The organism is Lactobacillus sp. X-49, assembly GCF_057063645.1.
Genome location: NZ_JBXSQM010000009.1, coordinates 48472 through 70714, shown reverse-complemented (window position 1 = coordinate 70714; position 22243 = coordinate 48472). Strand labels below are relative to the sequence as shown.

Sequence of the window (22243 nt, the reverse complement as noted above, 5' to 3'; positions counted from 1 at the left end):
ACTCACTATTTCTTAATACTTATTAGAACAATCAATAAAAAACAAAAAATATACAACGTCAAAAAAATAATAGCGGATAGCCTTAACGTTTTATTACTTTCATCATAATTATGTTCTACACTATGTGTACGAATTATTCCAAATATTGCTAAAACCGCACAGAAAAGATTACCTACAAGTATCTGACTAATTAACTGACAAGTCATGAAAAAATAACAACTTCCTAAATCAGCTAAAAGATTTGCTTTTTTAAACCATAAGTAATAACCCAAAATAAAATCACTTATTGTAACAATCATATCAATTGCAACCATTGGATTCACTGCTAATATTGTAGAAACATTTTGTTTTAAAATAATTGTTTCAAGTAAAACAAAACTCGCAAAGAATAATGGGATAATAATTAGTGCATAAAGATAGATTGTCATAATTTTTTTGATATCTAAATGTGATCTATCTAAAAATTTTATTGCTATATTACTTATTCGGTTTGTCATTTTTATTACCCTTTTCAATTTGCCATATGCCAAATTTATTCACTAATAAGTCAATTAAAGAATATGCAAGTATAAAAGACACACTGTCATTATTTGTGGTAAATTTTACAGTTGGATAATAAAAATTATAATCAGATAAAGATGCAAGCTTGCTCTTTTTTAAATCTGTAAACGATGCATAGTTAAACTTATTATTAGTCAAAGCAAATTTATTCAATTCGTCATTAATCACTTTATTATCTCCTGTATAAGAAATGATAATTAACATGTCACCTTTATGGGCAATCTTACCAACCATCTCTAATTCACTTAATGCTGCAGGAAGTACAATTGATGAAATCCCAAAAATTAATAACTCATGAGACAAATAATTTGCCAAAATTTGTTGGATCCAACCAGTTGAATAAATATAAACATTACTGGCATTACTTAGTTCCATATAAAATTTGTCTAAATCAAGTGACTGAAAATATTTTAGTATGTTAGCTATCTCTTTTACTAAGTCTGAACCAAAGTGATTAGGCTGATTTATATTTATTACTTTTTGTCTATTTTCCACATCAACTTCATTTAAGTAAAATTTCAACTCGCTATAACCACTTAACCCTAAATGTTTGCACAAACGAAAAATTGCTGATTTAGATACAAATAATTTCTCTGATAACTCTGATAGACTTAGGCTTTTGCATAATTTAGCATTATTGATAACAAATTGAATGATTCTTATTTCAGAATCATTCAATTTATTACTATTCTGATAAATTAAAGATTTTAATTTTGACATTAATACGCTCCCTATAAAATAGTTACTTAAAATATTATAACTTGATTAACATTTATAGAAACGCTTTATATAATTTCGTCTTAATTATTATCCTTTTTTATTAATTCCTGCATTGCCTCCAAAACCTGAGCAACATCTAGCCCCACAATTACTTGAATTGCTTTGCCATGATGGACAACATTGATGGCTTTCGCAGCTTTAAATTGAGCATCAGAACCCATTTTATTTGGATCAACGACTGAAACACGCAACCTTGTTGCACAAGAACTTAGCTCAGTAATATTTTCACTTCCACCAAGCAAGTCTAAAAATGCTGTTGCCCGCTCAATATATGGATTACTTGAAGATAATTGGCTATCCATTTGTTGACTTTGGTCAGACTTTCTGGCTTCATACTCCTTTTTATTTAATAAATGCACATCTTCATTATCAGTTTCACGACCAGGAGTAGCATAATTATACTTTTCAATCATAAATTTAAAAACAAAGAAAGTAATAATCGCAAAAATAATCCCGACAGCAAATTGAATCAGATAAGTATGCCAATGATTAGCCCAAAGAGGTATCCAATTTTCGGCAGCCATATCTATGCCACCTAGTGTGAAGTTACCCACAACGCCAAAAGCAAACATAACAGTATTCATAGTAGCAGCTATCACTGAATAAATTATCCATAATATTGGTGCCGCAAATAAATAGGTAAAATCAATTGGTTCAGTAATACCAGCAAAAAATGATGTTAAAGCTGCTGGGAGAAGCAAAGCAGAAGTTTGCTTTTTCTTATTCTTTTTTGCAGTAACATAAAACGCCAAACAAATTATTGGAGCGAGAAAGATTTTTTCATTTCCCCACAATTGAAAGCCCATTTGCGGTGCCAATTGTTTCAAAGATCGAGTGCTCATTGCAAATTCAGTTAAATGCTTTAACCAAAATGGCTGAAGTCCTCCGGCTACAACTGCAGGACCATACTCAAATGGAATGTAAACTAGGTGGTGTAATCCAGTTGGAATTAATACTCGATTTAAAAAATTAAAAATCCAAATACCTATTAAGCCACTATTAATAATGAATTGTTGCATGCCGCTAATACCTAGTTGAACTTTAGGCCAACCCCAGCAAGTCAATAAGGCTAACGGTATCATGACAAAGAAGCCCAAAATATAAACATAAGTTGAACCTTGAAAAGTTCCTAGCCACTCAGGTAATTTTTTATCAAAATAATGATTATGTAACCAGATAACAATTCCGGCTACAACTAAAGCACCGATCATACTAGTATCTAATGTTTTAATACCTGCTATTTCAGTTAAACCATAGTTTGTGGAATTTTCAATAAGCTGAATTTTTGAAAAATTTGGAATACCAAAGCTTGAACCCCAATGAGTTAAGATAGCACCAATAAAATAATTGTAAGTCATATAAGTAATCAAGGCTTCCATTGCAGCTCTACCTTTAGACTTATTAGCTAGTCCGATTGGTAAACCAACAACAAAAAGCAATGCTTCTTGTTTAAAAACTGTCCACCCACCAGCTGTAATTGTGTCCCATATAGAGTTCCACATAGTTCCCGGTTTAGCAAGAGAACCAAACAACGCCTGATTAGTAAATAAACTACCGATAGCAACAACAATACCAGCAAAAGAGAATAAAAGCACTGGTACAAACATTGCTGCACCAAACTTTTGAAACTTCTGCATCATATGTAATCAACCCCCTACCGATTATTTTAATTCTGGCCAATATGGCTTATTAGCTGGAATCATATCGTCAAGAATTTTTTTAGCAACTAAGGCATCAGGAACAGTCTTATTGAGAGCAAATGCTTGCCACATTTTAGTGTAAGATTTTTGTTCATATGCATCCACTACTAATTTTTCACAAGTTTGTTGCTCTACAATCATTGCCCGTTCAAATCTGCCTGCTTTACCAGTTGCCATTGGTTGAACTCCATCCGCGCCAAACCAGCAAGGTACTTCAACAATTGAATCAGGATCAATATTAGAAATTGCACCATTATTAGGAATATTTGCAAAAAACTTTTCGTGAGTATTAAAAGCTATTGCATGACAAATATCAACTATATAATTTGAATGTTCAGCATTAGCTTCCCAAATATTACCTTTCGCAGTACCAGCATTAACAATTCTTTCACATTCTTCAAAGACAAGTTTTTCACGATATTCACGAATTTCATCAGTTCTAGTATGATTAGGGTCTGCATTAGCAACTTCATATTGTGGATAATAGTAATACTGTAAATATGTGTTAGGCAAAACTTCTGGATCAAGAGCATAGCAATCCTTTGCTTTCTTGAAGGTTTCTGCCCAGCTGTTTTCTGTATCTTTATCAAATTCACCACCAATCCAATAACCATTTTCAGAAAGATGTTTCTTTAATTGGGGCATTAAATCTTTACCAGTTTTTTTATCTCGGACTTCTTTCCACCAACCAAAGTGATTCAGACCATAGTAATTAACATCAAGATCGTGATAATCATTCAAACCACAAATTTGAGCCATTCTCGTCATGATTTCTACAGGCATATCACAAATATTGATAACTTTAGAATTGGGTCTAAACCTGCGACAAGCTTCTGCAACAATGGCAATAGTATTAGAATAATTAATCATCCAAGCATTTGGGGAATATTTTTCCATCCAGTCGATAATCTCAATGATTGCAGGAATGGAGCGCATACCATATGCCATTCCTCCTGGTCCGGTTGTTTCTTGTCCATTGACACCATATTTTAAAGGGATTTTTTCATCACGATCCCTCATATCATATTTACCAACTCTAATTGATCCCATTACGAAATCAACATCAGTAAATGCTTCTTCTGGATCAGTAGTATAAGAAAATTCAATCTCTGGAGCACGCTCTTTCATGATAATTGCGCATGCATCAGCAATTTTCTTTTGTCGTTCTGCGTCATTGTCATAAAACTTTAATTTCCTTAATGGAAATCTATCTTGATTAGCAATTAAGCTCAATACAAAACCTGGTGTAAAGGTACTTCCACCACCAGCAATTACTACTGAATAATGTTTATCTTTTGCAGACATATGTTTCTCCTTTTTAAATAACACTGCTCTAGACGAGCTACAATTTTTTCAAGCTAGCTTATTTATATTTATATCATCTTTTGCATTGTTTGTATCCGCTTTCTTTAAAACTGGATAAGCTTTTCACAACTTGAATTACTCATTTCATTTTTTGAAATATTTTTCAAATTTTATCCAAAATAAAACCATGTCTCTTTTAAAACATGGTTTCGTTCATAATATTAATATCAATTAAATTTATCTTGTTTAACGATGCGATAGATTGAAATTACTAAAACTAATACTGCACATAATATCGCAACATATGCCATTGGTCCAATACTGATTGCAGCTCGTGCTTGATCATGAGCTAGTTGATTTTCCATCGCGTATTCAGTAATCCACTTGCGCATTAAATGAGGAGTTAATATAAAACTAAAAGTTGCAATAATTGATGCCGTCAAAGCAGTATTTCTCGCATAAGGTTCACGGAAAAACTGGGCTAAAACACAGAATGCTGGTGCTAGCATTAAAAGTAGTATCCACATTATAATTAATCGTCCCGCATGGCTACTCATCATTTGGGCACTATTTGTTGCATAACGGTATTTGCCCCACAATTGGCCACCGGTCAAAGTATTCAATAAACTTAAAAAATACGAACCTTGTTGCCCATAAACGCCGCCACGATTGGATAAGATACCTTGAACAATCTGCAAGCCATCGGTTGAACCCGCTGTAGAAAAATTAACGGTGACTACCTTTTTCATGTATGTTGCCAAAAACATAACAATTGAGCCACCGAATTGCAAAGCTCGCAGCATACTTAATTTTCTCTGAGCCTTTAATTTAAATTCAAGACTTAATACACGGTTGGGATGATGACTGCGCCCAATTACTAAAATGCCAATAATAACAAGGACAAGTAATACTCCTAAAAGCCACCATAGTTTAGCCATAATAAAAAAGATTCCAAGAACAACAACTGCTACGGCTAAGTATGGTCGATCGGAAAAAATTTCCCAAAAATTCAATTTAAGGTGTCGATAATCGCTACGTGAAGCAGGTATTTCTGGTGAAGAAGATGTTCCAGATACTTTTTCTACCCTAGCTGTATTCTTCTGATACTGTTTACGATATTCACGCCGCGTCATGTGCGAATGCTCCATCTAAAGACACCTCTTTCTTTCAGAAATATTATCCTATCACTTTTTTTGAGCAAATTTCTTGTCTTTAGCAAATTCTTAGTAATTTTATTGTGCTAAAATAGAAAAGATAGTTTTTTTAAGAAAATCAAAAAGAAAGATGAGGACATTTTGGCACGTTCCAATACACTGCCAGCTGGCTGGCACAAAGCTTTTTATACTTTATGGTTAGGTTGTTTTATTACAGGCATGGGTTATTCAATGACGATGCCATTTATTTCATTATTTATTGCAGACCTTGGGCATTACTCTCAATTGCAAGTTAGCCTTTATTCCGGACTGGCTTTTGCAATGACTTTTATTGCCCAGGCAATAGTTTCACCTTATTGGGGAAATTTAGCTGACCGCAAGGGACGCAAATTAATGTGTATGCGAGCTTCTGGGGTAATGGCTCTAACAATTACCGCCACCGGATTTGCACCTAATGCAATTTATATCATCGTTATGCGATTCATTCAAGGTGCCTTTTCAGGTTATATCAATAATGCAACGGCACTGATTGCGGGAGAAACCCCACATCAAAAAAGTGGTTGGGTCATGAGTCAGATGATGACCGCAGGTACCGCTGGCAACTTAGTTGGCCCACTTTTAGGTGGCCTTTTATCCAACTTTTTTGGTAATTGGCTTGGTGGGGCCTGGGGCTATCGGATTCCCTTTTTTATCACCGGATTCTTGATGTTGCTAGTCTTCTTAGGCTCTACATTTCTGGTTAACGAAGAATTTACACCAATTTCACGTGAAGAAATGAAACCAATGAAAGAAATCATGCATACGCTTCCTCACGTCAAATTAATTGTAGCAATGTTTCTGACAACATTATTGGTTCAAGCAGCTAATATGTCAATCGATCCAATCGTATCGCTGTATGTTAAGTCTATGATGCCTAATAGTAAAAATATTGCCTTTGTTGCCGGTGTGGTTGCCGCCACGCCAGGACTTGGAACCTTGCTTGCTGCTTCCAAAATCGGTCACAAAATGGACGAAATTGGACCACTCAAAATTTTACGCGTAGGTTTGAGTGTTGGCGCAATTCTTTTTGTACCGATGGCGCTCACCCACTCACCGTGGATATTAGCGGGATTACGTTTCCTTCTTGGAATTGCCAGTGCAGCAATGCTTCCAGCCGCACAAACAGTCTTAACTCTAAATACGCCACCTGAGAGCTTTGGTCGCATTTTTAGCTATAATCAATCTTTTCAAGCCGTCGGTTCTGTTTTTGGCTCATTAATGGGTTCCGCAATTTCCGGTGTATTCAATTATGCAACTGTCTTTTGGACAACTGGATTAATGTTGGCGATTAACTTTATCTTAATCATTTTCTTTAGTTTTAAGAGAAATAATTAAATAATACTTGCAATTAACTCTTTGAAAACCAGCAAAACATTATTGAACAAAGAAATCATAGTAGCAAAGGGTTTCAGCACAACATAATTATACTTTCTTAAATAGTAAGCTTAACTTCATTAATTATTATGCTCTCAAATATTTTTTGATAACTGCCCCAAAATTAAAACATTAGCTTGTAGGTATGGCTAAAAACCATTACGCTTAAACAAAATTTACTACTCAATATCAAAATTCAAAAAACGCATTTTCTCAAAATGATGTGAACCCCGAAATTAAGACAAATTAATTTCGGGGTTTTTATATGTCCAAATTATCAAAACAAGATAAAATAGGAGATTATATAATCAAATTGAACACCAAGACTAAATCTTGCTATTTTATATAAAAGGCCCATTGCTCTTTCTGTTAGAATGTAATTACCAACACAACATTCATCAAGAGGTTCCATGGACCAATTACATTCTAATATTAATACTCACCAAAAAGATAAAGCAATTAAGAACTATACTGCTCTTGAAATTTTAGAAATAGAAGAATGGTGCAATGGCTTACAAAGAAGAATATTAGCTTATCATGCCCCGATGAGTTATTTGAGCGTGAACTAGACAAAATTTATCGGCCTGATTTCAATTCAATCAGAATTTTCTGAAAATGACGCTAATATAATTATATGGCTTATAGGGATTATCTGCCTTGGGAATAGTAGGTTTGCCAAGCAAAAAGTCTCCGAGAATAAAGAAGTAATTACCCAACTAATTGACTAAAAAAATAATTCAAAAAATTTTGATTTGTTAAAAAATAATAGTGATCAAACCAGAATTGATGTAATTCCTAATACAGCTTTAATACTGTCCTTCATTTCTGTAATAGTCGCAACAGAAAGTGCAAATAATCAGATTTTTCAGCAAGATGAAACATTAGTTGCTATATTAACTTGTTCTCTTGTTGTAATAGTATATATTGCATTAAATACTTTATATCAAGGCTTTTGTAATAAACTGTAATTTTAAACATAATAACAAAAAATGAAAGTCTAGAAATAAACAAAATTCTATTATAGCGATATATATAGCAAGTAATGAAAACATTTTGCTATATTTTTTTATGTTTCCCAATTTTTATATTCGTATAAACTTAATTAAATATTAAAATTGACATTTATTTTAAATAATAGTATCATTTTTATCAGTAAGAAGAATCGTTTATTTGAAAGGAGGTGTGTTTTATGAAAAAAGATATACTTAACTTAAATATAGAATCTTTGACCTTGGTATCATCAGAAGACGATGTATATGGGGTTACTTCAACAGGATGCTGTAATGGTAATAGTAATCAAACTACATGATAAATAGTCTGATAACATTAATGTTAAAGTAGAGGTCATTTTTTGATTATCTACTTTTTTTTGGAGTAAAATATGGAAATTAGCAATTTAGTTCAGGTTAGGCAATCCACAAAAAATATATTAAAAATATCTGACAAAAAAATTTCTATAGATAATATTAAGAATAATTCAAATTTTTTGGAAGCGATTGAAGTAGCCAGCCCGTCATTATTAAAAATGATAGAAAAGGCTGACGACCTTACTAATAAAGAAAAAATGAAAGTAAATAAAGCTATTTCACTTTATCAAAAAAGAGTACTTTCAAGAGCCACACCTTACGGTCTGTTTTCATCAGTTACCAAAGGCTATAAAAGTGTATCTGAGCATGTTAAAACTAATGATACTGGTGATCTAGTAAAATATGTGTCTCCTACTATGGAATGGCTATTAAAACTAGGATCAATATTAGAATTAAATAAGACAATATTTCCTACGTTAATCGTTAATTGGAATTCATTAATTGATTGTCGATTGCCTAAGTTAATTATAGATATAAAAGGGTCATGGGGAAAAACAAAATCCATAAGAGAGATAATTTCTAAAAGTAAATTAATAAGTATTATAAGTAAAAATGCACAGGTGCCAATTAAAATCACGTTACTTGTAGATTTGCTTTTAAAAAAATATCCTGGATTTTCCAGAAGAGAGTTTAGTGATTTTTTAAAGTTACTTGTTAAAAATCAAATTCTTATATCAAATATTCGACCAAAAGAAAATGATAGTAATAAGTATTTGAACAAAATAATTTCGATTACACAAAATGAACGTTCTCTTGATGAACTTACTATTATGCTAAAAAGAATACGTAATCTGTTAGGAGAATATTCAAAAAAGAATATCGGATCAGGAGAAGATACGTTAAAATCACTTAATTATTTAATGTCAACAATATGCCATGCACACAAATATATTTTTGTGGATTATGTAGACAGAAATCCAATTAAAATCGATAAAGAGTTATATAGAAGTTCTAAAGATATTGGAGAATTCTTGAATAAGACAGCTTTAGCCCCCAAATATACTTTGTCACTAAAAAAGTATTTGAATAAATTCGTGGAAAAATATGGTATAGAGAGAAAAGTTTTATTACGAGACTTGGTAAATCCTGTTATTGGATTAGGTTCCCCGAAAGAAACACCGGATCGGGATTTTATTAAACAATTTGAATTGTATGAACAACTAAGAGACTTACTTGTTAATGCAGCATTTAATGGAAAAGAAAATGTGGATCTAACTAATAATATTTTTCTTGAAAAAAATCAAAAAAGCGTGTCATATATATTACCATTAAATTTTGAAATCTATACAGAACCAGTTAATACAATTCCTGGGAAAAAGTTATATATTATACCCAATACAGGATCTGATGAACAATTAAAATCTTGGGGAAGATTTAACTATATTTTTAACATAGTTAATTCCGTAGATAAAGATATATACCAAATTATCGAATTGCCACAAAAATCAAATTTTTATGATATTAGTTATAAAGGTAAAAATACAGAAAAAAATTTAAGTATAGACTTTCCAGAAAATGGATCAATAAAATTAGATGATATTTATGTAGGGGTTGAAGAGAAAAATGGAAAATATTTTTTTGCTTTTTACTCAAAAAAAGATATGCACAAACTTTGTTTTACTACTAAGTCTATGATAAATTTTCATAAACCAAATTTATTTTCACCAATAACTAGGTTTTTGTTAGAAGTTTCTTTTCAAAATAAAAGTAATGTTTTTTCTGTTATCAATGAGCTAAACGCTATACAAGATGTTCCTATGTTACCCAGAGCAACCTATAAATCTGCAGTTATATTGCCTGAGAGATGGAACATTAATAAAAAGCAATTTAATAATGTAAAGGAATTACAGACCTTTTTAAAAAAGTGGAATTGTCCTCAATATGTATTACTTCAAGATGGTGATGAACGACTTTTAATTAATGTAGCTAATAAACACGACTTGCAATATATATTAAAGCTTTCTAATTCCAAGACTGTTACATTAACGGAGAAGTTATTGCAAGGAGACATACCTAGAGAATATGTATTCCTTGTAAAGAATAAAGTTGAAAAATCTATTTCTTTAAAGCAAACAGAGTATTTCTTTTTAGAACAATCAATAAAGAATCAGAAACATAGGATGATAACTCCGGCTAGTAATTGGATTTATTGTAAGGTAACTTTGCCAATTTATTTTGCTAGAGAAGTCATAACTGAAAATATATATGAAATTTTTTTACATATAAAAGAAAAGGTTTCGTCTTGTTATTATCTAGTTTACAAAGAAAATGGTGATTATGAAGTTAGAGTTAGATTACATGTAATCAAACATTCGGATGTAGAAATCCTGAGACAATATCTTGAAACCGTATTTTCTAAATTAATTTCAGAGTTTTACATTTCTTCTTTTTCTTATGATAGTTATGAAAAAGAGTATGAACGATATGGAGGCCCAGCTTACTATAATTCTATAGAAAAAGTATTTTCCTATGATAGTATGTGCTCTATTTATTTGCTCAGAGATAACAACAATTCAATTGCTGAAGCATGCTTATCGATTGTTAAGTTGATTGAAAGTTTGGGTATTAATGATATAAATATAATTTTTAATGTTCTTAAATGTTTTAATACAGAAGGCAATAATGAAGAATATAAAGAATATACCAAAAACATATTAAGAAAGTATATTTATCCGATTAAAGGTAAAATTTCCTTAACTGAATTACCAAATTTATTTAAAATAAACTTGGTAAAATTCCCTAAAGCAGAGATTGGATTAAATCAATTGCTACTTGAAATAAATCACCAAACTATTTATCAAATATTGAGATCATTGATTCATTTGCACTGTAATAGAATTTTGCTTACAAGGGATAACGAAATTAAAACATGTTTTTTATTGTTTAAAATTATAGAAGAAATAAAAAAGAAAAATGACTACTATAAAAAGAAAAATAGAAAAAATGACTCAGAAGTACTTAAAAGATATAAAAATATATGATGATGTGATTAATTGTAATGATAGTGGCTTAGAAGGTAAAAATGGCATTTTCTTGGATAATTATCCTTCAATAATTATATTTTTAGTTTATTTTGATAAGTATTTTCTATCTGATAATAGTGAACTAATAGAAAAATATTCGGTTAAACTTATTAAAGAATTGAACCATCAAAAATCAGTCAATCTTTCTTTAATATATGGACTATCGGGTGCTTTTTACGCCTTACAATTGGCCATAAAAGGAGATACTACTTATGAGTATTTGAATGAAAGCTGTAGAAATAATTATACTAGACTAGTTAATGAGTTTTTGAAAAAAAATACGTCAAGAGTCAATCTAAAAAATTATGATTTAATTCAAGGAATTACGGGTATGCTTGTGTATACAACTCATATAAAAGATATCTGTTTAACAAATAAATTGGTTAGGTTTCTTAATCAATTTGTTTACTTTCAAACTGATATATCTAATTTAGGATTAGTGCATGGATTAGCTGGAATTGCTTTAGCTTTATCTCGAGCTTGGGGTCTTATAGAGGACAAAAAAACAAAGGATGCAACTTTAAGTAGTCTTAGAAAAATTGAGAATATATATCTAAAAACATTTGAATTGCGAAAAGATAGAAGTAATTCTGATACTGATTTTTGGAATGATACTATTAATTTCAATAAAAATGATACTTTTAATAAATCTGAACCAAGAAGATTGAGTTGGTGCTATGGGGCACCAGGTATTTCGTACGCATTATTAGAAACATCTAAGATAACTAATAATTATATATCTTTTAATCTAGGAATTAAAGTTTTTAAAAATATTGATCATCTAAAAAGTTTGGAGTCAACTTACTTATTATCAGATACTTTTTGTCATGGCTTAACTGGCTTACTAGCAATTATAAATAGGCTTAATTATAAAGATAAGCAAGTGGATGTTAAACATATAAAGCACCTGTTGCTGAGTAAACTATTAAAAGATTATGACAGTAAAAAGGAATTTGGATACCGTGAATATGATTCTTATTTTAGAGGGTCTGTATTTAATGAAAAAAAATATTTTATTGATTTAGGTCTTCTTAACGGCTGCAGTGGTATCTTTTTAGAATTACTATCTTGTCTTAATGAAGAAATTTCAAATTGGAATAATATTTTTTTGCTATAAAAGGGTTAAGTAAATGAAAAAAAATAGTGTTTTAGATAACTTACGCTGGCTTACCAACTTTATGGGTAAAGAAAAGTTCAACTTGATTTCATGGCCATTAGTTGCAAGCTTCATCAATTTATTGCTTACTTTATTAACTTCAGCACTGCCAGCAGTGGTAGTGTGGACTTTTAGTAGCAGATATCAACTACAAACCAAATTGTTGCTATTAGTTATAGTAAGTTTAATTATCGGATTCTTAAGTTGGCTTTCTGGTTGGTATGATCGAAAGATGTTTTGGGAGAATACAAAGCTAAGTATGAGATTGGCTGTAAAAGATGCCGAATTATATTTAACACAGGATTTTGCTGATAGTTTATCTCATGAAAAGCAGCAGGAACGCTTTACTAGCACACAATATGCTTTTTCAAATGAAACAACTGGCGTTGGCATTTTTATTCCAGCATTAAGTAGTTTTGTTTCAACTTTACTAACCTTAATTATTGTCTCGCTTTTGACAGTTAAAGTTAGCTGGTTAGTGTTGATCTTAATTTGGTTAAGTATAGGAATGTCAGATTATCTATTGAAGCAATTTACAATCAAGCGGCGTGCCATGCGTGGACAAATAGATCGCGAGCAGCTTAAGTATCAATACTATACTAAAATTAGCTTTGATGAAAATGCTAGTGATGATATTCGTCTTTATCACATGGCGCCTGTAATTGAGCAAAAAATAAGTGTCTTGCAGAAGAAAATTGAAGCAAGTGAGCGTGCAATTTCGCATGTAAAAGTTAAAACTGAAAATCTAATTCAATTGATTGGTTTTGTTCGGTTTGGATTAAGCTTTTGCTTGTTACTTTTAGCTATTAAGCAAGGAAAATTGAATGTTAGCCAGTTTACTTTTTATTTTAGTTTAATTGCGAGTATTGAGATAGTAATTAAAAGTAATTGGCAAAGTCAATTAAATTTACGTTCGGCTAATAGTGATCTGAATGTTGGTCGCAGTTACTTTGATAGTGTGAAAACGGTAATTTCTGAGAAAAAAACAACTGAGTTAATGTTGCCTATTGAGCTTAACATTAAGTTTGACCATGTATGTTTTGGCTATGAAGCAAGTAAACTTATTATTAAAGACCTTAGCTTAGAAATTAGAGCTCATGAGCATCTTGCTTTTGTTGGCCGTAATGGAGCTGGTAAAACAACCTTGATGATGCTACTAATGGGATATTTAAAACCAACTTCGGGTAAAATTTATTTTGGAGAAATTGACAGCAGTCAGTTGAGTACCCAGCAGCAATTAGGACTTTTTTCAGCCATGTTTCAGGAAAATACAGTTTTGGCAACAGATATTTTACATAACTTATCTGTTAAAGCAATAGCAAATCCAGTAAGAGCAGAAAATGAACTTAAACTAGTGGGATTATCAGCTAAAGTTAAACAGCTAGAAAAAGGATTAGAAACACCTTTAACTAAATATGTGTGTGATAATGGGCAAAACTTTTCGGGTGGTGAACTAGAAAGTTTAATGCTGGCTCGAGCATTGTATAAGTCAGCGCCGATGATGATTTTAGATGAGCCAACTGCAGCTTTGGATGCACTTAGTGAAAAGAGTTTGTATGAACAAATTGCGAAATTAATGCGCGGAAAAACTACGATTTTTATTTCGCACCGTTTAGCTTCAACAGCTGCTAGTGATCGTGTCTGCTTTATGGAAAACGGACAAATTGCTGGGTTGGGGAAACATAAGGTCTTATTAAAAAATAACGCAGCATATTATAACCTTTATCAAAGTCAAGCCAAATACTATCAAGAAGGAGGCAAGGTATGAAAGAGTGGGGCAAAATCAAACAGCTTTTGAAGGAGAGCAATAGTTTATCACCACATATCTTAACTTTACAGATAGCTCAGGCAATTGTTACTAGTAGTGCTAATATTCTGCAGGTCTTTATGGTTGCCTTCGAAGTGCAAACTTTGTTAGCAGGGGAAATTATTCAAGCATTAACTGTTGGCATATTTTTTTTAGTTGGACAGTTCTTAATTAATTTGGTGTCAAATTGTCTTAGCGAAGCAACTGATAGGCAAAGTAGGCTACTGAACTTTCGCGCGCAAACGGAAATTTCTAAGCATTTAGTAGAAGTTGACTATGAAACTTTTATGGATGCTAATTTTCGTCAACTTTATAGTGACATTGAGTCTGGATTTCAATTTACTGGTGGGTTTCAGGCCTTTATTCAGAACGTGGTCAAAGATTTTACTAGTTTCATTGTTACTCTATTTACTTCGGGTTCGGTTGTTATGTTAGTGTTGGTGAAATGTTGGCAACAGTTGACTCAACCGTTTGAAAAATTTTGGCTTGTCTTAGGGTTAGCCTTGGCAGTAATTTTACCATTATTTGTATCAAGCAAGGCGGGCAAACTATCTGGTAAGATTTTTCAACAATTTTTTGAAGTTAATACAAAATTTAACCGTCTATTGTCTTACTACTTCGACTATGCCTTTAAAGATATCAGCATTAATAAGCTTTTGCGCTTATTTGATCCTACTAACAGTTATCTTAATAAAGCTGAAGAACAAGTTATCGCTGGAGTTAGCATTGATGAAAAAATTCAAAATAAGGCATTAAGCGTTTATTTGTTTTCGGATCTGTTGACTAATCTTATAATTGGTCTAATGTACGTTGTGTTTGGATTATTCATTTTAAGAAGCAAGGCCTTGAATATTGCTAGTCTGATTGCAGCAGTTGGAACTTTACAATTATTAATTGCTAGTCTTGGCAGGCTATTTAGCTCCTGGGGTAATCGTATGGCTTCTTTTAAAACGATGGAACAGTACCATAAGTTTATGTCGATGGGTATTATAAAGACAGGGCTGACTAAGACTAAACCATTAATTACGGGTCAATACTTTGAGATTAAATTTGATCACGTTTCTTATTGCTACCCTGGACAAGAAAAGCCGGCATTAAATGATGTCTGCTTAACTTTTAAGAGTAATACCAGAACGGCTTTAGTTGGCCCTAACGGTAGTGGTAAAACTACATTAGTCAAATTACTACTTCGCTTAATTAAACCAACTAGTGGAAAAATTTTGTTAAATGGACAAAATATTAACAAAATTCTTCTTGACGATTACCAACACTTTTTTGCGGTAGTTTTTCAGCACTTCTTTTTAGGTGCGGATTCACTGGCAGATGTACTTTCAGTTGGTGTTAAGAAAGACAAAGCTAAAGCTGTGTCAGCTTTAGTAGAAGCTGGATTAAAAAAGCGCCTTGAACAATTACCTTTAGGAATTGAAACATCAGTTTCCAATACTTTAAATGCAAATGGTATAAACTTTTCAGGTGGTGAACAACAAAAGATTGCTATTGCTCGAGCAGTGTATCGTGACAGTCAATTTTATGTTTTGGACGAGCCAACAGCAGCACTTGATCCTATTTCGGAAGCAGAAGTATTTGATCAGTTTGATCTACTTACCCATGGAAAAACTGCCCTCTTTATTTCGCACCGCATGAGTTCAACTCGTGCAAGTGATCAGATTTATGTTTTAAAACAAGGAAAAGTTCTTGAATCAGGACAGCATCAATCCTTAATGGCTAAGCATGGCTTATACTACGAGATGTATAGCGCTCAAGCCGAATTCTTTATTAAAAAAGAAAAGTTGCAAACAAAGTGAGTGGTAGGATTTATTGGTTAATCGAATAATTTTTTAATATGATAGACTTGTATTCTTGAAATACTAACTCTTCTTACAATTTGTGAAATCGGTGCAGTTAAAATGAAAAATGGGGAAGTTATAGACTAATCTTTTTTGTGGATTAGGAGAATCAAGCGCATATAAAGACGAGTACCGCCTTTATATGCGCCTTATTTTTGTTATTCTTTAATTTTCCTCTGTTCTTCTTCGGCCTGAAGTACTATATAACTATTTGATATACTTAACTTTGAGTAGAAAAAGAACTAGCTCCGATAAAATATCGGAAACTAGTCCTAGGTTAAAGTTTAAAAATCTGTCCTAATTTTGAGGTTCACACCCAAATTAAGAAAATGCGTTTTTATTATTTATAAATTTTAGCTTAAATCTGCCCCATTAGTTGAAATCACTTGTTTATACCAGTCAAATGATTTCTTCTTGAAACGGTTGAAAGTTCCCTTACCTTCATCATCCTCATCAACATAGATAAAGCCATAACGTTTGGACATTTCACCTGTTGAGGCACTGACTAAGTCAATACAGCCCCATGGCGTATATCCCATCACATCAGCTCCATCATCAATTGCTTCAGAAATTGCCTCAATATGTTGGCGCAAATAGTCAATCCGATAATCATCAACTACATAATGATTTTTATCGGGCTCGTCAACTGCTCCTAAACCATTTTCAACAATAAATAGTGGCTTTTCATAGCGATCAGATAATTGGTTGAGCGCAATTCTTAAACCAGTTGGATCAATTTGCCAGCCCCAATCACTTGATTTTAAGAATGGGTTCTTGACGCCACCCATTAAGTTGCCGTTAGCCGTTTCTTGGTTTTCATGAGTTACATCAACAACGGATGACATGTAATAACTGAAGCCAATATAATCAACCGGATATTTAGCTAATAAATCGAGTTCTTCATCTGTATAATCAAGATCGGATAGCTTGACGCCCTGCCGAGCTAGTAAGCTCTTAGTATAAGCTGGATAATGTCCTCGAACTTGAACATCAGCACAGAAGAAATTATTAGCTTGATTGTCCTGTAAGGTTGCTAATTGGTTCTTAGGATTTGAATCATAGCTGTAAGTTGTTGCATACAGAATCATACAACCAATCTTCATAGCAGGATTTAATTCATGACCTATCTTAACTGCCTTTGAACTGGCAACAAATTGATTGTGCCAAGCTTGATAAATATTCTTTTTATCTTGGGCGCCATTACTTACAGTTAATCCTTGGCTCATAATTGGAAAATGTGCAGCACTATTAATTTCATTAAAAGTCATCCAGTATTTAACTTTATCTTTATAACGAGTCAAAACAGTTTGCGCAAAGCGTTCAAAGAACTCAATTAATTTTTTGTTCTTCCAGCCACCATATTGCTTAATGAGGTTTAGTGGTAATTCGTAATGTGAAATAGTAATTACTGGTTCAATATGGTTCTTTAAGCACTCATCAATTACTGCATCATAAAACTTAAGACCATCCTCATTAGGTTGTTTTTCGTCACCATTGGGAAAAATTCGAGACCAAGCAATCGAAAAACGATAGCATTTAAAGCCCATCTCTGCAAATAAAGCAATATCTTCTTTAAAATGATGATAATGATCAATCCCGACGTGGTTTGGATAAACCCGCTTAGGATCAATCGAAAAATCAAAATCAGGAGAAGCAATAATCTTCATTCGATCTTTTCCACCTGGTAAAACATCAGGTAATGATAACCCCTTACCACCTTCTTGATATGCTCCTTCAAGTTGGTTAGCAGCAGTTGCGCCACCCCATAAAAAGTTTTTAGGAAAATTATTAGTATCCATAGCAAATCTCCTTTCATTAACCGCTTATTCTAGATCAAGCAATGCATCGCCGAAGTTAACATCGCCACTAGCAAGTACCTTTACATCATGATAATTATTTGAATTTGTAACAACAATTGGTGTTGTAACCGTGAATCCAGCTTCTTTAATTGCTGCTATATCAAATTCAATTAAAGGTTCACCTGCCTTAACAGTTTGATCCTTCTTAACTAATACTGTAAAGCCTTTGCCATCTAATTCAACTGTATCCATTCCAATATGAATCATTACTTCAGCACCAGTAGCTGATTTAAGACCAATAGCGTGCCCGGTTGGGAATACCATCATAACTTGACAATCAAATGGCGCACAAACTTTACCTTCTGCTGGTTCAATCGCTACACCTTTACCCATTGATCCGCTAGCAAAAACTTCATCTTTAACTTCAGATAGCGGCAATACTTGACCTGTTAATGGAGCAACCAGCTTTTCTGCCTCATTATATGTTACTACAGCTGTTTTGGTTGTTGCTGCATTTTCATTAGTCGGTGCTTGAGTACCAGCGACAGCAGAAGTTGTTGCACCAACAAGTGGTTCATCAACGCTACTTTTACCAAACAACATTTGTAAAATGAAACCAAGAACTGTCGCAACGGCCATGGCAATCATTAAGCCGTAAACTCGACCATCAACACCATTTTTCCCAATTGCATCAGGAATTGAGAAAATGCCCATACCAGCCATTAAGTAAACTTTGGTACCGAAGAAACCAATCATTCCACCACCAATAGCAGAAGCTATACAACTAAGGATAAATGGTCTTTTACGCGATAAAGTAACTCCGTAAATTGCTGGCTCAGTTACACCAAAAATACCAGAAACAAAAGCAGGAATCGCAATACTACGAGTTTTTTCATTCTTAGTTTGGAAAATAATTGCTAAAACAACACCGGTTTGCGCAAATGAAGCAGCTAAAGATAATCCTAAAATCGGATCATATCCCATAGCGGCAATATTGGTCATCATCACCGCAACAAAGCCCCAGTGGACACCAAAAATCACAAAGACTTGCCAGAAAGCACCCATTAAAATACCAGCTAACAGTGGACTAAAGTTGTAAAGCGCACTAACTATAGCTGCAATTGCATTACCAAGCCACGTAGCCACCGGTCCAATAATTAAAAAAGTAATTGGAATTGTAATCAATAAAACGACAAATGGTACTAAGAAAGTTTTAACAACATCGGGAATAATCTTCTTAGCCAATTTTTGAACTTTCGAAGCAAACCAAATTGATAAAATAATCGGAATAACTGATGAAGTATAATTCATCGAAATTACAGGTATACCTAAGAAAGTCATGTGAACGGGAGCTTGTAAAATTGTACCCTTAAAAACAGTAAATAGAGCCGTCTTACTACTTGCCATGGTCACAATTGTTGGATAACAAAGTGCCGCGCCAATTGTCGCTCCTAAGTATTCATTGATGCCAAACTTCTTAGCAGCAGAAATCCCCAAAATAACAGGTAAGAAATAGAATAAACTATCGCCAATTGCATTTAAAATAATGTATGTTCCTGAATTAGCTGCAACCCAGCCAAAAGATAGAAACATAGCATTAAAGCCCTTAATCATTCCAGCTGCACATAGAGGTCCTAAGATTGGATTGAAAATGCCAGAGATTAAATCAATAAATCTATCAGCTAAACTCATGTTGCTGTTATCAACATAATCATCACTAACTGTGCCACCATCGCTAAAGCCACCAACTTTAATTAAAGTATCGTAGACATCAGCAACGTTATTGCCAATAACAACTTGATATTGACCACCAGATTTAACTAATGAAAGTACTCCATCAGTCGCTTTCATCTTTTCGTCATTTGCCTTTTTCTCATCTTTCAATTTGAAACGCAAACGTGTCGTACAATGCACCACGCTGGCAACATTATCCTTACCACCAACGTTGGCGATAATTTCTCGACTTAATTCTTCGTAAGCCATATCTTCCTCCATCTAAAAAATAAAAACCCGCGAACTCAAAGAAGACTCCTTGTTAAGACAACAATAGAATTTTCTTTATGTTCTCGGGTTAATGCCTGTAAACAGTAACACACCGTTCAAACTTTGATTAATTTTTGATTGGACCTTGACCTGAATTTTTGGCTTGCTTGTTACTTTGTCGATGAGTAACTCGCCAAACATGAAGCGTTAAATAAACCTCATCATCAGGTTGCAATTTCCAACCAGCTTGATTTGATAAATAAGTGCCGATCTTTAAAACTGTCTCATATGCTTTATTGTACTTAACTTTCATTAATTCAAGCAAAGACTGATCAAGTTCACTACCAGTATTTTCATCACCAATTGGATAAAGATGCCGTACCATAAATAAACGCAAATGAGTCATAAACCGACTGAAATTAAAGGATTCGGTATCAAGCTGCATGCCATACTGATATTCGATTATCTCAACTACTCCACGGATCAGTTTGGTAATTTTTACAGTGTCCTGCAACTTGGTTTGACTAGAACCCGCATTAATGAAGTGATAAGTTAGATAAACTGCTTCCGATTGTGGAAAAGCTAGATTTGTTTTTTGTTCTATCAGCTTTAATGCATCTTTAGCAACACTATACTCTTTAGGAAAGAGCTTATTCATTTCCCAACTTAATGTGTCTGGCCCCAATTCAAATCTTTCATCAGTTCTTTTAAGCATAAAATCAATATGATCAGCTAAAACCATATACTGATAATCAGAAAACTTTACTTGCAGTCGCTTTGAAACTAGATCAGTAACAATAGAAGTTAAAGACAAGGTTCGTTGATCAATATCTTTGATATTATCAATCATTTTGATATTTTTCTCAACCGCAACAAAACGACGAGTAATTTTTTCTTCGTCAATGGCATCACCCGGTTTTTTGCCAAAGCCAATTCCATTGCCAATTACTACCCAATCGACACCAGATTTATCCGACACCAAAGCAGCGTTATTGTTAAAATTTTTACGAAATTTCACTCAGCATACTCCTGTCCCAATAAAAAAACCTATGAGCAGCACAAAAAACTTGTTGTTCATAGGTTCATGCCTGATCGAATCAGTAACACACTTATTTACTTATAAAATTATACATCATTGTTAAAGCGATTTCAATACTTATTTACGTATTTTTCATCAGCATTTATTTAGTTATAAATATTTGTACTTAAGCAAAATATATATTTTAATATTAATTACTACTTTTTGTTCCCACCAAATAGAAAAAAGGTTTACTTTAATGACCACGAAGACACAAAATTATTCGTTAAAACAACGCTTTTTAAATTCAATTATTGTTTTATTCTTGGGGATGCTCTTTTATTTGGGTATCACATTAGTATTTTTTGGCTCTGGAATTGGTAATGCATATCTTATCAAAAATAATTCCGAAAAAGCTAGCTCCAATCTAACAGCCCAAAAAATCCGCAAGAATCAACAGCATAAGACTACTTATGATGCCAGTAAAACTGAATCTGTTAGTACCGTTAAGCTAATTAAATCACAGTCTCAAAAGGCATATAGTATTGGGCAGGTTTCAATTCCTGCTGTTAATATTCATGTGCCGCTATTTGCTGGATATGGCAAAAACAATCAAAATTTATCATATGGTGTCGTTACTTGCCTTCCTAATCGATCCATGGGAGGGAATAATAATTATGTTCTTGCCGGACATTATATGGGTTCAGCCAATGCAGCGGTTCTAGATAATCTGCACTTAACTAAACCAGGTGATCTTGTTTATATCACAGATTTACGCAACATCTATCTTTATCGCATAAAAAAGATTTCTGTAGAAATCAAACCTAACCAAATTGAAGTAGAAAATAATGTCAGAAACAAACCAATGATCACATTAATAACTTGTTCTGATTTTAATACATCAAAATACGGCTATGGTGCTAATCGAACGGTAGTTCAGGGAAAACTGGTCGGTCAAGCCAGCGCTAGTATAACCAATCTAAGGATCGCTGAGCTAATTAAATCTAAGAATAAGGCCTATAGTGCCCAAAACAAGTTAATTTTAACAAATAAAAAAGTCATTCATAAAAGCTGTCCTCGAGCAGCTGCTCAACCCAAGTTCTATCAAAACCAGTCCTTTATTAAAATTTCAATTATCACATTCAATATTATTTTTCTAATTATCATTAGTTGGTTACTTATAAAAATTTGGTAATCGACTAAATTTTTATCATTAAGTATGCTTACCCCTAAGATCATCACGCCACAATATTCTAAGCTCGAAATTAATAGTAATGGCTATAATCTATGAATTAAGACTATCAAACAATCGATTCATAATAGTCTATAT

Annotated in this window: 15 protein-coding genes; 7 read left to right on the top strand and 8 right to left on the bottom strand. The window is 32.9% G+C overall.

Going from position 1 to position 22243, the window contains the following annotated elements; translation table 11 throughout:
• Positions 1 to 5 precede the first annotated feature (5 nt).
• The 5 genes from ACYIAQ_RS05825 to ACYIAQ_RS05805 all read right to left on the bottom strand — a co-directional run bounded on the left by ACYIAQ_RS05825 (position 6) and on the right by ACYIAQ_RS05805 (position 5494).
• Positions 6 to 497: a hypothetical protein gene (locus ACYIAQ_RS05825; protein ID WP_483562870.1), complete on the bottom strand. Its 492-nt coding sequence runs from the start codon at positions 495 to 497 to the stop codon at positions 6 to 8.
• Positions 478 to 1281 (bottom strand): MurR/RpiR family transcriptional regulator, encoded by an 804-nt coding sequence (locus ACYIAQ_RS05820; RefSeq protein WP_483562869.1) that lies wholly within the window; start codon positions 1279 to 1281, stop codon positions 478 to 480. The genes ACYIAQ_RS05825 and ACYIAQ_RS05820 overlap by 20 nt, the downstream gene beginning before the upstream one ends.
• 80 nt (positions 1282 to 1361) lie before the next feature.
• Positions 1362 to 2981, bottom strand: a complete 1620-nt coding sequence (locus ACYIAQ_RS05815) for an alpha-glucoside-specific PTS transporter subunit IIBC (protein ID WP_483562868.1) — start codon at positions 2979 to 2981, stop codon at positions 1362 to 1364.
• Positions 2982 to 3002: 21 nt separating this feature from the next.
• Positions 3003 to 4346, bottom strand: a complete 1344-nt coding sequence (locus ACYIAQ_RS05810; protein ID WP_483562867.1) for a family 4 glycosyl hydrolase — start codon at positions 4344 to 4346, stop codon at positions 3003 to 3005.
• A gap of 227 nt (positions 4347 to 4573) precedes the next feature.
• A complete protein-coding gene (locus ACYIAQ_RS05805) occupies positions 4574 to 5494 on the bottom strand; it encodes a cytochrome C5 (RefSeq protein ID WP_483562866.1) in 921 nt (306 codons plus the stop codon).
• 147 nt (positions 5495 to 5641) lie between these two features.
• Between ACYIAQ_RS05805 and ACYIAQ_RS05800 the strand changes: the two genes are divergently transcribed.
• From ACYIAQ_RS05800 to ACYIAQ_RS05775, 6 genes are all read left to right on the top strand, one after another.
• Positions 5642 to 6874: an MFS transporter gene (locus ACYIAQ_RS05800; protein ID WP_483562864.1), complete on the top strand. Its 1233-nt coding sequence runs from the start codon at positions 5642 to 5644 to the stop codon at positions 6872 to 6874.
• A 449-nt stretch (positions 6875 to 7323) separates the two neighbouring features.
• Positions 7324 to 7482 carry a hypothetical protein gene (locus ACYIAQ_RS05795; protein ID WP_483562874.1) on the top strand — a complete coding sequence of 53 codons (159 nt, stop codon included), beginning with the start codon at positions 7324 to 7326 and terminating at the stop codon, positions 7480 to 7482.
• A gap of 812 nt (positions 7483 to 8294) precedes the next feature.
• The gene (locus ACYIAQ_RS05790) at positions 8295 to 11261 is read left to right on the top strand and encodes a thiopeptide-type bacteriocin biosynthesis protein (RefSeq protein ID WP_483562863.1); all 2967 of its coding nucleotides are present in this window, start codon (positions 8295 to 8297) and stop codon (positions 11259 to 11261) included.
• Complete coding sequence (locus ACYIAQ_RS05785; RefSeq protein WP_483562862.1) at positions 11194 to 12420, top strand: lanthionine synthetase LanC family protein; 1227 nt, start codon at positions 11194 to 11196, stop codon at positions 12418 to 12420. The genes ACYIAQ_RS05790 and ACYIAQ_RS05785 overlap by 68 nt, the downstream gene beginning before the upstream one ends.
• A 13-nt stretch (positions 12421 to 12433) precedes the next feature.
• The gene (locus tag ACYIAQ_RS05780) at positions 12434 to 14227 is read left to right on the top strand and encodes an ATP-binding cassette domain-containing protein (protein ID WP_483562861.1); all 1794 of its coding nucleotides are present in this window, start codon (positions 12434 to 12436) and stop codon (positions 14225 to 14227) included.
• Positions 14224 to 16071, top strand: coding sequence for an ABC transporter ATP-binding protein (locus ACYIAQ_RS05775; RefSeq protein WP_483562860.1), 1848 nt, complete (start codon positions 14224 to 14226; stop codon positions 16069 to 16071). The genes ACYIAQ_RS05780 and ACYIAQ_RS05775 overlap by 4 nt, the downstream gene beginning before the upstream one ends.
• Before the next feature lie 395 nt (positions 16072 to 16466).
• Here the strand turns inward: ACYIAQ_RS05775 and ACYIAQ_RS05770 are convergent, their stop codons facing one another.
• From ACYIAQ_RS05770 to ACYIAQ_RS05760, 3 genes are all read right to left on the bottom strand, one after another.
• Positions 16467 to 17912 carry a glycoside hydrolase family 1 protein gene (locus tag ACYIAQ_RS05770; RefSeq protein ID WP_483562859.1) on the bottom strand — a complete coding sequence of 482 codons (1446 nt, stop codon included), beginning with the start codon at positions 17910 to 17912 and terminating at the stop codon, positions 16467 to 16469.
• Between the two features lie 24 nt (positions 17913 to 17936).
• A complete protein-coding gene (locus ACYIAQ_RS05765; RefSeq protein WP_483562858.1) occupies positions 17937 to 19895 on the bottom strand; it encodes a beta-glucoside-specific PTS transporter subunit IIABC in 1959 nt (652 codons plus the stop codon).
• A gap of 127 nt (positions 19896 to 20022) precedes the next feature.
• Positions 20023 to 20913 carry a PRD domain-containing protein gene (locus tag ACYIAQ_RS05760; protein WP_483562857.1) on the bottom strand — a complete coding sequence of 297 codons (891 nt, stop codon included), beginning with the start codon at positions 20911 to 20913 and terminating at the stop codon, positions 20023 to 20025.
• Between the two features lie 259 nt (positions 20914 to 21172).
• Here ACYIAQ_RS05760 and ACYIAQ_RS05755 point away from each other — a divergent pair, with 259 nt between their 5' ends.
• Positions 21173 to 22108, top strand: a complete 936-nt coding sequence (locus ACYIAQ_RS05755) for a class A sortase (RefSeq protein ID WP_483562856.1) — start codon at positions 21173 to 21175, stop codon at positions 22106 to 22108.
• The last annotated feature ends 135 nt before the right edge of the window (positions 22109 to 22243 follow it).